The sequence below is a fragment of the Aquisalimonas sp. 2447 genome (genome assembly GCF_012044895.1).
Taxonomy (GTDB): domain Bacteria; phylum Pseudomonadota; class Gammaproteobacteria; order Nitrococcales; family Aquisalimonadaceae; genus Aquisalimonas.
Genome location: NZ_CP050695.1, coordinates 281,488 through 295,893 on the forward strand (window position 1 = coordinate 281,488; position 14,406 = coordinate 295,893).

Annotated in this window: 9 protein-coding genes and 1 pseudogene; 6 read left to right on the forward strand and 4 right to left on the reverse strand. The window is 63.5% G+C overall.

Going from position 1 to position 14,406, the window contains the following annotated elements:
• Positions 1 to 264: 264 nt before the first annotated feature.
• The 6 genes from KU884_RS01225 to KU884_RS01250 all read left to right on the forward strand — a co-directional run bounded on the left by KU884_RS01225 (position 265) and on the right by KU884_RS01250 (position 10,475).
• The gene (locus KU884_RS01225; RefSeq protein ID WP_167780915.1) at positions 265 to 2,877 is read left to right on the forward strand and encodes a carboxypeptidase regulatory-like domain-containing protein; all 2,613 of its coding nucleotides are present in this window, start codon (positions 265 to 267) and stop codon (positions 2,875 to 2,877) included.
• 2 nt (positions 2,878 to 2,879) lie between these two features.
• Complete coding sequence (locus KU884_RS01230; RefSeq protein ID WP_167780916.1) at positions 2,880 to 4,085, forward strand: hypothetical protein; 1,206 nt, start codon at positions 2,880 to 2,882, stop codon at positions 4,083 to 4,085.
• Positions 4,010 to 6,151, forward strand: coding sequence for a hypothetical protein (locus tag KU884_RS01235; RefSeq protein WP_167780917.1), 2,142 nt, complete (start codon positions 4,010 to 4,012; stop codon positions 6,149 to 6,151). Before KU884_RS01230 ends, KU884_RS01235 begins: the two co-directional genes overlap by 76 nt.
• 98 nt (positions 6,152 to 6,249) lie before the next feature.
• The gene (locus KU884_RS01240; protein WP_167780918.1) at positions 6,250 to 9,195 is read left to right on the forward strand and encodes a transglutaminase family protein; all 2,946 of its coding nucleotides are present in this window, start codon (positions 6,250 to 6,252) and stop codon (positions 9,193 to 9,195) included.
• 114 nt (positions 9,196 to 9,309) lie between these two features.
• Positions 9,310 to 10,092 carry a hypothetical protein gene (locus KU884_RS01245; protein WP_167780919.1) on the forward strand — a complete coding sequence of 261 codons (783 nt, stop codon included), beginning with the start codon at positions 9,310 to 9,312 and terminating at the stop codon, positions 10,090 to 10,092.
• Positions 10,071 to 10,475, forward strand: coding sequence for a transglutaminase-like domain-containing protein (locus tag KU884_RS01250; RefSeq protein ID WP_167780920.1), 405 nt, complete (start codon positions 10,071 to 10,073; stop codon positions 10,473 to 10,475). Before KU884_RS01245 ends, KU884_RS01250 begins: the two co-directional genes overlap by 22 nt.
• Here KU884_RS01250 and KU884_RS01255 read toward each other — a convergent pair.
• The 4 genes and pseudogenes from KU884_RS01255 to KU884_RS01270 all read right to left on the reverse strand — a co-directional run bounded on the left by KU884_RS01255 (position 10,476) and on the right by KU884_RS01270 (position 14,405).
• Positions 10,476 to 11,433 (reverse strand): annotated as a pseudogene (locus KU884_RS01255) (IS1595 family transposase). It abuts the gene before it with no gap.
• Between the two features lie 762 nt (positions 11,434 to 12,195).
• Positions 12,196 to 13,800 (reverse strand): IS66 family transposase, encoded by a 1,605-nt coding sequence (locus KU884_RS01260; RefSeq protein ID WP_254432083.1) that lies wholly within the window; start codon positions 13,798 to 13,800, stop codon positions 12,196 to 12,198.
• Positions 13,801 to 13,845: 45 nt separating this feature from the next.
• Positions 13,846 to 14,202, reverse strand: a complete 357-nt coding sequence (gene tnpB, locus KU884_RS01265) for an IS66 family insertion sequence element accessory protein TnpB (protein WP_167780921.1) — start codon at positions 14,200 to 14,202, stop codon at positions 13,846 to 13,848.
• Entirely contained in the window at positions 14,199 to 14,405 is a 207-nt protein-coding gene (locus tag KU884_RS01270; protein ID WP_167780922.1) for a hypothetical protein, read from the reverse strand. The genes tnpB and KU884_RS01270 overlap by 4 nt, the downstream gene beginning before the upstream one ends.
• Between the last annotated feature and the right edge of the window lies 1 nt (position 14,406).

The following is a 14,406-nucleotide window of genomic DNA, read 5'->3' on the forward strand; positions in this document are numbered from 1 at the left end:
CGCATCGACTGCGTCTCTAAAAGAGACATTTATATTTTGTGTGACATTTATTGATCCATATTGACACAATGACTCACTGTCGCTAACGTCGAGGGAAACACCGGTAAAAGGAACTTACTCGTGGCGCCTTCCCTGCCCGTTCTGGATTCCCGCGCATCTCACGTTTTCGTGTGTTTCGCGTGGGCAGTGCTCGCCGTCTTTTCGTCAGCCGCACCCGCGCAGCCGTTGGATGCCGGAGCCGAATGGCTGGAAAATCGGCAAAACGTGGACGGCTCCTTCGAGCCTGGTGGCCCGGTGGCGAGCAACCTGCAATCGGACGCGGAAGCGGAACTGGCGCTGCTGGTTCTCGACCGTGGGGGATTTGCCCCCGGAGACGGATTGCTCGAGCGGCTCAGTGCGGGGGTCGACGACCACACCGAGCTGCTTGCGCTGGCAATCCGCCAGGCCAGCGTGCAGGGCCAACAAGCCCCGACTGAGCTCATTGAGACGCTTCTCGAGCGGCAGCAGCCGGATGGCGGTTTCGCCGATGCCCCGGGTCACCCGAGTTCCGTCCAGGCAACTGCCTTTGCCTTGCTCGCGCTGCAATCAGCCGGTCATGAGGCGGATTCGGCGGTCGAATCCGGGGTGCTGTTTCTCCGCGAACAACAGCAGCACGATGGTGGCTGGGAGGAAATAGAGAGCCTTTCCAGGGTTTATACGAGTGCACTGGCGACTCGTGCGCTGTCCCGCTACGCCTCTGCCTTTGGGCTTGGTCCCACTCTCACCGAAGCTCGCGCCTATCTGGTGGCTGAACGCCACAGTGACGGCGGCTATGGCACCAGCTGGGAAACGGCACATGCCCTGCTTGCGATTCTCCCGGTAACGCCGCGCGAAGAAGCATTCGAGCCCCCGTTGCAGTGGTTGCTGGGGCAGCAGGCCAGCGATGGCGACTGGGACGGAGACGTGTACTCGACCGCACTCGCCCTGCGGGCACTACATACCGCACAGCAGCTGGACGGAGGCGAAACCGTTCTGCCCGACGATCCCGACAAAAGCACGGTTGTCGGCCGGATTACGAGCGCGGCCAACGGCAGGCCCGTGGCTCAGGCCAGCGTGTTCAGGGAAGGGGACGAGGAACTGGTTGCCAACACGGGCAGCGACGGTGCCTTTGAGCTGGTCGTTCCGGCGGATAAGGACGTCACTCTGGTGTACGCGGCAGACGGTTTCAGCGGTACTACGCAGACAGTTCGGGTGAGCCGCTCTGAGCTGGTCGACCTGGGTGAGATCGCACTGATACCCGAGCCTGATACCGGGCGGCTGCTCGGTGCCGTGACCGACCGCGAGACAGGTGCACCGGTAGCGGAAGCACAAGCGCGGATATCCGGGGACAGCGCAGCGGAGACCGGCACCGGGAGCCACGGAAATTACGCGTTCGTGCTGCCGGCGGGCTCGTACACCGTCACCATAACGGCGCCCGGCTACCATCCGGTGAGCGTCGAGTTTCAACTGGCCGTGGCCCAGGACCTCAAGTTCTCTCCGGGGCTGACCCCGGTATCGGAACCTCCTCCCGGGGATGAGCCCGTGACAGTTACTGGTGAGGTACGTTCCTCCGGTAGCGGTGAGCCACTGGCGGGCGCATTGGTCTCCAGCGGGGCGCAGGAGGTTGCCACCGACGATACCGGTGGCTTCCGGTTCGATGCCATCGACACCGGCGAACAGACGTTCACGGTGACCGCGGCAGCCCATGAGGGGGTCTCCCTGACGGTGGCGCTGCCTCCGGGCGGAATTGCCGAACTGGGTGCAATCGAGCTTGAGCCCGTTGAGGCGCCTGATGGGGTGACGTTGCGGGGCAGGGTATTTGATCGTGCCTCGCAGGCGCCGATAGAAGGCGCCACGATCAACGCGGGAGGCTCGTCGGCGGTCTCCGACGGCGATGGACAGTACCGCATTGCCGGGCTCGATGTGGGGCAGACGACTCTGTCCGTGTCCGCGGAAGGCTACCGCAACAGGGAACTATCGTTCACCACGGGCGCCCATGGCGTCCTGGAACGCTCAATCGGGCTCGATCCGCGTGATCGCGGCGGTCTGCGGCTTTCCAGCCTCCGCGCCGATGCCGACAGTTACGAGGCCCACCGGGAAGCTGAGCTCGCGCTGGATCTGGAAAACACCGGCCACGAAACCCTGGTGACCCGACTGTACCTTGCCGTGTTCGCTGCCGACGGGGCGTTGCTGTCCGAAGAGCCGGTCACACCGGGACTGATCGGAGAGCATGGATCGTTGCCGGAGGAGGCGCTGGAAGAGGCCCGTATCCGGCTCGACGGTGGCGAGCAGGTAACCGAAACCTTCTCCTGGTTTACCGATGCTCGTCCGCCGGGGGACTACGAGCTTCGGGTGCGGGCCTATGAAGCCTTTGATGGCGAGTTGCTGGCGGAGCGCAGCCGCACCGTCAGCGTGTTGCCCACGCGCCGGGTCGAATTGCTCTCGGTCCGACCGCAGCCACTGTATTTCCCGCAGGGCGCCAGTGACCCGCTGGGCTTCACGGTCCTGCTGCAGCATCGCTCCAATGAGGCGTTCACTGTCTCTGGTCAGTTCGAGCTGGCCGACCCCGACGATGAATTCGTGCGTCGCGAAGATTTCTCTTTCGATCTCACACCGGAGCAGACGGACCACCGCCTGGATATTCCCGGTAGCGTCTTCCTGGCGCAGCAGCCGGGCGAGCACGCCCTCTCGATCTCCGTGATCGAAGGCCCCGACCCGGTGATCATTCACGGCGAGTCGCTGTTTGTCGCCCCCGGGACGCGCCTCGAAATCGAGCAGCATCGAAGCCCAGGGACGGTTCCCCCGGACGGGGATCACCGCATTGACATCGAAATCCGGTTGCAAGGGAAGGAACAGTAACGATGCGTGCGCCGACTACACCCCGCCTGACGGGTCTGTTGATGGTCCTGGTCTTGGTCCTGCTGACTGTCGGCGAGGCACAGGCGAGCCACTTTCGCTTCGGGCACCTGACCTGGGAGCCGCGACCGGAGATCAGCCCGACAACGGTGGATTTCAGCCTCACCGTTGCCGCCCGGCGAGGCTTCTACTCGGGGAGTGCCAGCGACGGTCGCGCCCAGGTGGGCGATACGATCAACATGATCTCCACATTGCGTTTCGGTGATGGCACCACCACCAATCCTGACTTTGAGGTCATTGCCTCCAATCCGGAAGAGGACTGGGTGATCGGTGTTGCCCGCACCGAGGACGGCGACGTCATTCGCAAGACGTATCCGGCTCAAACCGACGGTAATGGTGAGCCATGGCGCGCCCGGATCAGTCAGTGTTGTCGCCTCGGTGCCCTGCGTAACGCGGGCGGAAGCTTTCGGGTGGAAGCCCGGGTTGATTTGAGTGATGGCCTGCGTTCGCCCCTGAGCAGCATTTCCCCTGTGGTGACCTGTCAGCGCGGAACGTTGTGTCAGTTCGCGGTGCCGGCAGTGGATCCGGACGGGGAAGGCTTGCGTTGGCGTGATGCCCTGGCCAGCGAGTCCGGTATATCCAGCCTACCCAGTGGTGGAGGTCAAACCCTGGCGATTGATGAAGACACCGGCATCATCACCTGGCAGACGAGTCAGCAAACCCCCCTGGGACTCTACAGCGTGCCTGTGCAGATCGAGGATCTGGACGCCGAGGGGGACGTGCGGAGTTCGGTACCGCTGGAGTTCATCGTCAGTATCCAGGACTTCGCCGACAATGCCCCGCCGGTATTCGATGTGCCGCCCAGCCCTGCCAGCGGCGAAACGGTCAGCATCCCGCGTGGACGAACACTGGAGTTCATGATCCAGGCCTCGGCCGCTTTACCACCGATGGCGAGCTCGCCCTGGCTGTCGTTGATGAAGACGACATCGTCGTCAGTGACCTGGGGCTGCGCCCGGTTGAGGAACTTGCGGCCGCGGAGTCGCGCAGTTTCGATGACCCGGCCTTCGCCACCGCGGGCATCTTGGCCGGCACCTACGTCGTGCGCGCGCAAGCCATTGGCGACACAGGCGATCCCGTGGCCACGGCGCGGGCACCGTTCGTGGTGGATACGGGCGCCACCGACGGCGATAGTGACCTCTCCGGGCGCGTGACAACGGACCGGAGTGTCTATGACGTGGGCGATGTGGTGGCCATTCGCGATCGTGTCGGCAACGTTGCGTCCAACGCCACCGCGCAGAGTGTTCGGGTTCAGACCCGGGTCCGAGATCCAGAGGGCGACATTGTCTGGGCGGAAGACGACGAAGTCGCCTTTATTGCCCCGGGTGCGGAGCAGGAACTGACCTATAGCCTGCCACTTGGCCGCGCGGCCCCGGGAGGCTATCGCATTGAACTCGCCGTCGATGACGCCGAGGGAAGCCGAGCCGCGGAGGACGTGGCGCGTTTCGACGTACGCTCGACTTCCGAGAGTGGTGTCGGCCTGGTCGGTGATATCCAGGTCGAGCCCGATCCCGTGCGACGTACCGAGCAGCTGGATCTTCGGGCGCAGCTGCACAATGACGGCAACGCGCTGCTGGAAGACCTTCCCGCTGAGCTGCTCATCACCGATGGCGAAACCGGGGAAGTACTGGCCGACTGGGAATTCCCCGGTACCGACCTCGGGGTCGATGGGCAGCGGGTGGTGACCCGTGAATGGGACGCCGTGACCGAACGTTCCGGCTCACGGTTCGCCGCACTGTTGCGCACCACCGTCGCGGATGAGCCGCGACCGCTTGCGCAGGCGTGGTTCACCGTTACTGACAAGCTGAATGTGACCGTAGACCGTGCGTCACGTGGCCGCGTGCTGGTCATGGTGGACGGGCCGGCCCGGGCGGCGACGGATGGCGAGTGCCGCGAGGCCGACGAGATCGAGCTGGGCGTTGCCGAGCCGCTGGCGCTTGATCCCGACGACCAGGTGCGTGTAGCGCTCTATGACGAGGCTGGCGGTCTGATCAGCGCTCGCAGCGCCACCGTATCGGGCTTCCAGTCCCGTTGGGCCGAAAGAGGCGAAGCCGGCGAGATTCTCGCCCTGACCCACTTGACCCGCGGGCGGGTCCATCTGGCGTTAATGAACCTGGCGGCGGAGAACCCGCAAGGCACCTGGCGCGTGGAGGTGGAGGCCGACGGCAAGCAGGGAATCCGCCGGTGGGACTCCGGATACTTCGCGGTGGATTGTTCCGGTGTGCCCGCCAATGGCTACGGTGACCTGGAGCGGGTTGCCGCCTGGGCAGCGGGCGCTGCCGACCCGCACGGTCCGAAGGATGCGCCGAGCCTGGCGCACCAGCGCCGGCACCTTGAAGCCGCCCTGCGCTCCCGGGGATGGAGTTATCACCTGGCCGTCTCGGCGGATGACCTGGAACGGGCCCTCGGGTCCGGGCGCTTCAGTGCCTATGCCCTGCTCCACGAGCACGAGAAACTCCCGGAAGCGCTTCAGCATCGCCTGGTCGAGGCCGTTGATGCGGGCAGCGGGCTGCTTGTGGCCGGTCGGCATGATCAACGCAACGGACAGCTTGATCCCGCGCTCGGGATCGATTTCCGTGGGCGCCTGCCCCATGCCGACGGCGTCGAGGTGGATGCCCGCGGGGAGTTCGGGGGCGGCACCGCCGGATTCCTGACATCCACCAAACCGCTGAGTGCCCGCCTCGCTGGCGCCGAGTTGGCAGCCACCTTTACCGGTACCCATCCCGGGCGAGGCCCGGGGGGCGGTCGTGGCGGCGCCCGTCATGGCGAAGAGGTCGCCATTGCGTACCACAAGCCTGGTACCGGCGTCTCGGGTTACATGGGTTTCGACGTGCTCGCCGAGGCGACGTTGGCACAAGGCGGCTTCTTTGACGATGTGCTCCTCACGGGGCTTGAGCACATCGCAACGGCTCGAGACAAGGCCGGTTACGGCCCATCAGCGCGAATGCTCACCATCAGAAACCTCGGTGAGGGCACGGAAGGGCGCTTGCTGCTGCCCGCGGTCCCCGGCGTTGAGGTGGTCGATCCCGGTCCGGGACGTATCACCGGCGAGGGTGGTCTGGATCTGCGTTTTGACATCGCCGAGAAGGGGACCCTCGCATTCCCGCTCTGGATCGCAGTTGACGATCACGCGCCTGAGACCGTCGAGGCCACGCTGCGCATCGCAACCGCAAGTGGGGTCATGGTGGATTACACCACCGTGACGATTCCCCTGCGCTAGCAACGCGCTCGAACAAGTCCGCGCCCCGAGCTGTGGGGGAACTTTCGTTTCCCCTGACTCTGCTTCAGGACAGAACAAAGAGAGAAGGAAATCCCGTTATGTACGACCACGCATTCCTCGGGTGGCTCAATTCGCGGACGCGAACCAAGAGGCTGATCGCGCTCCTGGTGATTCTCGCCTTTCTCGGCCTGTCCGCCACGCCGACGATTGCAGCCGTGCAGCAGGCCTCCGAGCGCAGGGCCGTTCAGCAAAGCCTGGAACCCTCGGGCTGGCAAGCCATGGAGCAAACCGTCACGCAGCTCCGCAGAACCTTGCTGGAGTTACGTGGGCATTGGGACGAACGCCGTGATGCCCTTGACCCTCAAGCCGTCGCTGACCTACTGGATAGAGTCGATCGCCTGCACCAGCGCCTTGAGAGACAGCAGGACAAAGCCCTGGCGCGTGAACAACGGCTTGCCGAGCGGCTTGCCCGGGGGAACGTGCCCGAGCATGTGCGCGAGCGCCACCGGCAATCCATGGACGGAGTAGGCGAGCGCCTGAATGCGGTGCTGAGCGCCCTCCAGGGCGTCACGGTCGAAGATCCTGAAACCCTGGGGCCGGACGCTATCGATGCCGCCCTGGGCGCCCTGTCGCCGGACGAGGACGTCCGGCCTGCGCGCGCTCCCGAGCCACTGCGACTGCCGTCGAAGGCCGTCGAACCAGAGGAAAGGCGTGAACCGCGGACGACCCCCGATGCGTTCATAAAGGACGAACTCAGCAGCCGGGCCCTGCCGGAACTGGCCGCTCATGGTGAATTCGATCTCGAAGGCCTGCCCGGAGCATCCGAGCCACGCTGGCTTGAAAGTACAGCGGAAGTCACGCTGACAGAGGCGATCAAGGACAAGGCCGCCGAGCTTGGGCACGACCCGGTACGGATTCACGCCTGGGTGCGCAACAACATCGCCTGGCTGCCGACCTGGGGTGCGGCGCAGACCGCAGAACACACCCTGTCGTCCCGCCAGGGTAACGCCTTCGATATTGCCTCTTTGCAGATAGCCCTGCTGCGGGCCTCCGATATTCCGGCCCGCTATGTGCACGGTACCATCGAAGTCGAGGCGGACGCGTTCCGGAACTGGGCCGGCGGTTTCGAGGACATCGGCAACGCGACCGACTTTGCCGCCTCCGGCGGTATTCCGCTGACGACGCTGGTGCAGGGCGGTGAAGTGCGTCAGGTGCGCATGGAACACATCTGGGTGGAAGCAGCCCTGGACTACTTCCCCTCCCGGGGCGCGGTCATGGAATCCGCCGACGCCTGGGTGCCGCTTGATTCCTCATTCAAGCAATACGAGTTTTTCGATGGCATCGATGTTGCCGAAGTCACGGGCATCGACCCGGAGCAGGTTGCCGAGCAGTTCCTTGGCAGCGGCACCCTGAAAGAGGAGGCCGGCTACATTCAGGGCTTTGACGCCGGCATCCTCCAGGCCACCCAGAACGATGCCGAGGGCGCCCTTGAGGCCCACATCGCGAGTCTGCCCGATGACGCCACCGTCCGCGACGTGCTCGGTGGCCGCGAGATCATTACCCGTGACTTCACCATGTTGCCCGCACGCCTCCCCAATGCCATCACCACCGTCGGAGCGCGCCACGACGCCCTGCCCGCCGCCCTGCAGCACCGCATCACCTTTGGCCTGGGCAGGGACATTCTCGGCAACCTGCTCAACACCGTCGAGTTCGCCTGGTCCGAGGTCAACGGCGAGCGCATCACCCTGTCGTTCAGCCCGGCGACCGCGGATGATGAAGCGGCGCTGGAAGCCCTGCTGCCCGAGGGGGATATCGACGACCCGGCTGATTTGCCGGACACCATCCCGGCGGGCCTGGTAAATCTCGTGCCCGAACTGCGCGTGGCCGGTGAGGTGGTCGCCAAGGGCGAGCGCCTGGCCGTGGGCGAGGAGATGGATTTCGCCTTCCGGGTGAACCAGCGCGGCATCGGTGTCGATACGGCGGGGAAGGATGTGGTCGCGGGGTCGTATCTCCATGTCACCGTCGCCGGTGGCAGTGTGTCTCCGGCACGGCTCGACCGGGTGCGCCAGCGGGTCGAGGCCACCACCGATGCGCTTGAGTCCGAGAACGAGCAGCACCTTGCCGGCCTGACCCGGGAGGAGCTCCTCGGGGATCTGTTCCATGCCGGCATGCTGGGGTACTTCGCCCAGCTCGAGGCATTCAGTCACCAACAGGCGCGGGAAGTGAGCGCACAGGTCAATCTTGCGCCATCAGCGGGCACCTATGGCTACACCCCCAATGTCAGCACCCTGTTCGGCATCCCGAGAGCAATCACCCCCGGCGGGGTGACGATGGATCTGGACCGCATCGCCCGCACCGTGAGCCAGCCGGAGGACCCGGACTTCGACCGGGCGACGCTCAACACCCAGATCGGGGCGCTGACCTCGGCGCTGGAACACGGTATACCGGAGCAGCAGTTCTCGACGGAGGATGAACGGGCGGAAGGGATATCGGCGGCCAAGGCGCTGGCGATTGCCAATGCCGAGGGCCAACGGATCTACACTATTGATCAGAGCAACCGCGATGAGGCGCTCGCGGCACTGAACCTCTCCAGCGACACCACCTCGGAGATCCGCCAGGCGGTGGATGCCGGCCGGGAAGTGACCACGCACACCGACCCGGTGGCCGTGCCCGGTTGGCAGGGCGCGGGCTATGTTGTGCTGGACCCCGAGACTGGTAGCGGGGCCTGGTTGATCGAAGGGGGGTTGAATGGTGGGTTCCTTGATATCGTCAACAATCTTTTCTTTAACTTGTCCGGTGCTGCCGTTGATATCCTAAGCTTCCTAGGAAGAACCATCCAAGCAATTGGAGATTACGCCACTGCGCTACAGGATGTCTCCCGTCTACTGATTGGTGCGGCGGCCGTTATTAAGGCAGCAGCGACATGGACAGAGACCGAAAGCATTCAAAAGACTGCGATGGCTGTTGCAATAAACCTCATGGTTTCCTTCGTGGTCGTGGCAACAGTCGCCTTTTTGGCAACTCTGACCATTAGCTTGGCATAGGTGTCGCAGCCGCGTTTGTGGAAGCGGCTCTAGATCGAAGGTTTGTAATTCGTCTTCTGTATGGAGGTTGGGCAGAAGATTTGGACTTAAGCATTGACAAGGCCAGGGCGTGATATGTACCGAATGCTCGTGACATGTGTCTGGCTTATCGGTTTTTCGGCCACTGTTTTTGGGGCGAGCTTTGCTGTTGTGCTTCTCCTTATTATCTCTGACCTTGGTGCGGAGTCTGCCGCATTGGTCGATGGATTCATCGTTGCGGCGATATCGGTTGCTTCCATCGCGTTGGCGGTCGGCGTACGGAGTGTATGGCCCAAGTTTGTGTTTACACGCGAGGGCTATCGTCAAACCGTTACTGGTGTAGGCGGTCTGGTTTGGTCCAAGAGTCGATTTTCACGCGCTTATTTTGGTGACATCGAGGTTGGTTACTGTTTCCCGCGTGATTTTATTTTCTTTAATCTGCAGTGGAGTCCGCCGCGTCACTCACGATTTCGTCGTCATATCCAGAGTAAAATCGAATCGAGTAGTGGCTGGATCTCGGCCACATATCTATGGCGTATCGCGGAGAACCTGGTTCCTCTGGTCATACGGATTGTTCCGTATCGAAGACATGACAGGCGTATCCGCGACCTCCGCGAGCGACTGGCCTCCGAATCGGACGGCCGGGTCGTCGAGACCTGGATTCAGCGGTTACGCGACGGGGAGACGAAGGTTTGCCTACTTGGCGACCACTCCGGGGTGGAGCCTGAGCCTGGAGATGATGTCTTCGTGCTGGTTTACGTCGAGCCCTGGCGCGCATCGATTTTCGAGCGCTTGATCGGGGTGGCTGCTGAGTTTGCGGAGCCCCGCACGGATGGGAAGCGGTTGAGCGGCCCCGGATGGCCGGCGAAATTCTATTGAACGCGGAGGCTGCGAGCGTGCAAGGCTGTGATCTAGACGCTCGAGCGCGAGCAGGATTTGGCGATCGATTACATCCCATCCTGTCGTTCCGCCAGGGTAACGCCTTCGATATTGCCTCTTTGCAGATAGCCCTTCTGCGGGCCTCCGACATTCCGGCCCGCTATGTGCACGGCACCATCGAAGTCGAGGCGGACGCGTTCCGGAGCTGGGCCGGCGGTTTCGAGGACATCGGCAACGCGACCGGCTTTGCCGCCGTTTTGTATGTCATTTATGTGTCCGGAGAGTTCCCGCTAATTCATGGGGTCAGTGTTTCGAAAGAAAGTGATCCAATACACTTTTATTTTTGGTTTTTTCTTGCAGCCTCTTCGGTAATAGTCACCTGATTATGTACCTAACTCAGCAGGCGCCTGAAGCGCCTGCCTGGTGCAGGGTTTGGCTCGCAGAAGCGCCACGGCCAGGCGCGGGACCATGTCGGCCATCTGGAAGCGCCGGTTGAAGCGGTACTGCACATCGGCGAGGTAGCGAGCGGCGTACTTACGGAAGCGGAACGCATGATAGGTGCCACTGAGAGCGGTTTTCACGTTGCCGAGCACGACGTTGAGCCAGGGGAATGGTTCGATCTCGGTGCCGGCCTTGCCTCGCGGCGGCAGCACGACGTGGTGGGTATGGCCCATCTGGCCGAGCACCTCGAAGCCGAGCAGCCCGTCAGTGGTCACCTGACAGCCGGGCGCCAGGGCCCGCTCGCCCCACGCCCGCAACGCCTTGAACGAGAAGCTCGCCACCGGATCGAAGCGCACAAAGTGGGGGCGGTCGTCGTGCATCTCCACGGCGGCGATGAAGGCGACCTTAGTTCTCCGAGCCCCGCCCGGTGGTGCCGCCGGTGCGCTCGCCGCCGAGGTAGGCGTCATCGGCGCGCACATCGCCGGTGAGCGAGCGTGTGGCCTCGCGCTGGTGCATCGCCTCCATGATCTTGTGCTTGAGCAGCCAGGCCGTGCGATAGGACACCCCGAGGTGGCGACGCAGCTCCAGGGCCGCCATGTTGGTCTTCGACTGGGAGATCAGATAGATCGCCAGGAACCACGTGGTCAGAGGCAGATGGCTGCGCTCCATCATCGTCCCCACGCGCAGGCTACACTGGTACTGGCAGCCCTGGCACAGCCAGTAGGGCTGATCACGGCGCCGGAAGGTGTGGGCGTGGCCGCCGCCGCAGCGCGGGCAGACGAAGCCCTGTGGCCAGCGCCACTGGACGAGCGCCGCCTCGCACTGGGCCTCGGTGCCGTAGCTGGCCAGGAAGGCGCCGAGGGACAGGCCGGGTTGCATCTGGATCTCATTGATCGCCATGGGCTGGGCTCCGGCGGAAGTGTTATATAAATATGCAGCACTTATCCGTCCCCCGACAGCCGTTTTGAGCTACGTACATAATCAGGAGCAAGGAAGAGAACACCTGGAATGGCGCACGACGGTCCACCGTGTAAGCGATGGAGAGGTCGACGGTGCGGTGGTGGAGGGCCGTGTGGTCTGGGTCGCAGGGCGATTGTCGGCGGGTGCGCAAGACCGAACAGACACATTGCTTACCCGGACTCTGTCTAATGCTCGAATGGCCCCTATGCAGCGGTATCTCGTAATATAAAGAGGCAAAACCGGGGGGTATGTTGATCTGGCTATAAACGATTGGCTTGAGTGTATTTGAGGCCTTTATTGGTCGATACTTGAGGAATAAATATTTCGGTGAAGCGTCATCCTCCTATGCCTTCGTGGCAACCGCTTTTGTCGCCGGGCTTTGGGGGTTCGTTTGTGGGTTCGCCATTGCGATACTCACCGACTGGTCGCTCGCCTCGAATATTAATTCGATGCTTAGTTTCTTTCTTTGTGGGATGATTGGCGGGGCTTTTATCCACGACAGCTGGTATAGGTTCGGGCAATAATATCCAGCTATTAGTCCTTGGCGATTCCTCGATATCATCGGCCTCTTGTCCGCGCCTGGTTCCAATCTCATCACACGGTCGGCTTGCGCAACGACTCCCTGTGCTGGGCCCTGGAGCAGGGCATACCGGAGCAGCAGTTCTCGACGGACGACGAACGTAAGCGCTCCGCGAACCCCACCTACTCAGCGGGTTTGAGCGCGTATAGGCTCTCGTCCTGATGCCACGGCAGCAGTCGGTCGATGGCCTCGCCGGTTGTCGCGCCCGGCAGGTTCTTTAACACCTCGAGCAGGTACGCGTAGGGCTCCAGGCCGTTGATCTTGGCCGTCTCGATGACGCTGTAGATCGTGGCACTGGCGTGCGCACCCCGCGGCGTCTGACTGAACAGCCAGTTTTTGCGCCCCACCACGAACGGCCGAATGGCGTTCTCCGCGGGGTTGTTGTCCAGCGGGATGCGGCCATCCTCCAGGAAGCGGATGAGCCGGGGCCATTGGCTGTTGAGGTAGTGCACGGCCTTGCCGATGGCGCTCTTCGGCGGCACCTTCTCCAGGGACTGGTCAAGCCACTGGCGCAGATCCTCGATCAGCGGCCGGCTGTGCGTGGCGCGCAGGCGTTCACGCTTCTCAACGGGCAGGCCCTGGGCTTCGCGCTCCACCCGGTAGAGCTTGCCGATGGACGCCAGCGCCCGGTCGGCCTTGCCGGTCTTGCCCTTGGGCTGGACCTTCTGGGCCTCTTTGAACTTGCGGCGCGCATGCGCCCAGCACCCGGCATGGGTGATGGCATTATCGCGCACGACCTGGGCATAGCCCTCGTAGCCGTCGGTGAGCAGGATACCACCATAGTCATCCAGCAGGCGCCGCGGGACCTGGCCCGAGCGGCTGGGATCGTAGTCGAACAGCACCACCTCGGCTCCGGGCGGCCCGCCGCGTTGGACCCACATGTACGAGGTGCTGGAGGCGGCCCGCCCGGGCTCGGTGTTCACCTGCACGGTGGTCTCATCCATGTGGATGAGCTCCGCACTGTGCAAATGGGCGCGCATGCGCTCGGCCAGTGGCGCGAGCAACGCACCCAGGTCCACCATCCAGCGGGCGAGCGTGTTCCGTGGCAGCTCCAGGCCCAGTCGTTTGAAGACCTGCTCCTGGCGGTACAGCGGCAGCGCGTCCTGGTACTTGGCGGTGGCGATATAGGCAAGCAGTCCGGGGCTCGCGTTGCTCTTCGGCAGCGGCTGCGGCGGCAGATCGGCGATCTGGACACCGTCCTCGCAGGCCCGGCAGGCGTACTTGATGCGCACATGGCGCAGCACCTGGATCTGGGCCGGGATGATGTCGAGCTGCTCGGTGACCTCTTCGCCGATGCGGGTGAGCGCACCGCAGCCGCAGGCACACTGCTGTTCGTCCTCGGGGAGATCGTGGACGATGTCCACGCGAGGCAGCTCCGGCGGCAGTGGGGCGCGCCCACCCCGGCGACGCTTGCCGCCACTGGGGGCCGGCTGGTTTTCCTCTTCCGCCTCGGCAGTCTCACCTGACTCGGCGGGCTCTTCCACCAGGCTCTCGGCCTCGTCGAAGAACAGGTCCTGCTGCTTGATGCTGTACTTCTCGGTGGAGGGGCCGAAGCGGTTGTCCAGCAGCAGCCGGATTTGCTCGAACAGCGAGCGCTTCTCTGCCGCCCACGCGGCCTCCTTCTCGGCGAGTTGGGCCTGGAGGCGTTCGACCAGAGCGCGCTGCTCATCGAGCTCGCGCTGGAGATCGGAACTGGATGGCAACGTGTTGGTATCGGCCCGTTTCATGTGGGTAATTGTACCAAAACGCCACCGGTGCGGCGAGCAAAAATTTCATCCAACCGACTGAAAATGCAACGCTTTGTGCGGCTGCATACGGGTGATGTCGATGCCGTCGAGCAACCAGTTGAGCTCCTGGCCCGAGAGCGTGAGCCGCTCCCGCTCACCGCAAGCCGGCCACTTGAACCGCTCCTGCTCGAGGCGTTTGTACCAGACCACAAAGCCGTTGCGCTCCCAGAACAGGATCTTCACCTTATCCCGCGCCCGGTTGCAGAACACGAACACCGCCGCGGTGAACGGATCGCACGCCATGACCTCCTGGACGAGCAGCGACAAACCGTCAATCGACTTGCGCATGTCCACGGGCTCGCGGCACAGATACACCGCCACATCCGTCCCGGGCCGGATCATGCCACCACCTCCACGGCCACGAACCGTGCGGGACGGTGACGCTCCGGAACCGGAACTCCGGCCTCATGCAGCCGGCGCTCCCAGTCCATCAACTCGGCGAGCGAGACATCCTGGCGCCGCGCATACTCACTCAGCGACAACCCCAAGGCATGGGCGTGATACAAATGACCCAGCCAGCGGGCGCGTACCGGGGATAACCACATG

Excerpts from the sequence above, each read along its gene's own strand:
- KU884_RS01230 (WP_167780916.1), top strand. The coding sequence starts at position 2,880 with ATGCGTGCGCCGACTACACCCCGCCTGACGGGTCTGTTGATGGTCCTG.
- KU884_RS01240 (WP_167780918.1), top strand. The coding sequence starts at position 6,250 with ATGTACGACCACGCATTCCTCGGGTGGCTCAATTCGCGGACGCGAACC.
- KU884_RS01245 (WP_167780919.1), top strand. The coding sequence starts at position 9,310 with ATGTACCGAATGCTCGTGACATGTGTCTGGCTTATCGGTTTTTCGGCC.
- KU884_RS01250 (WP_167780920.1), top strand. The coding sequence starts at position 10,071 with ATGGCCGGCGAAATTCTATTGAACGCGGAGGCTGCGAGCGTGCAAGGC.
- KU884_RS01260 (WP_254432083.1), bottom strand. The coding sequence starts at position 13,800 with ATGAAACGGGCCGATACCAACACGTTGCCATCCAGTTCCGATCTCCAG.
- tnpB (WP_167780921.1), bottom strand. The coding sequence starts at position 14,202 with ATGATCCGGCCCGGGACGGATGTGGCGGTGTATCTGTGCCGCGAGCCC.
- KU884_RS01270 (WP_167780922.1), bottom strand. The coding sequence starts at position 14,405 with ATGTGGTTATCCCCGGTACGCGCCCGCTGGCTGGGTCATTTGTATCAC.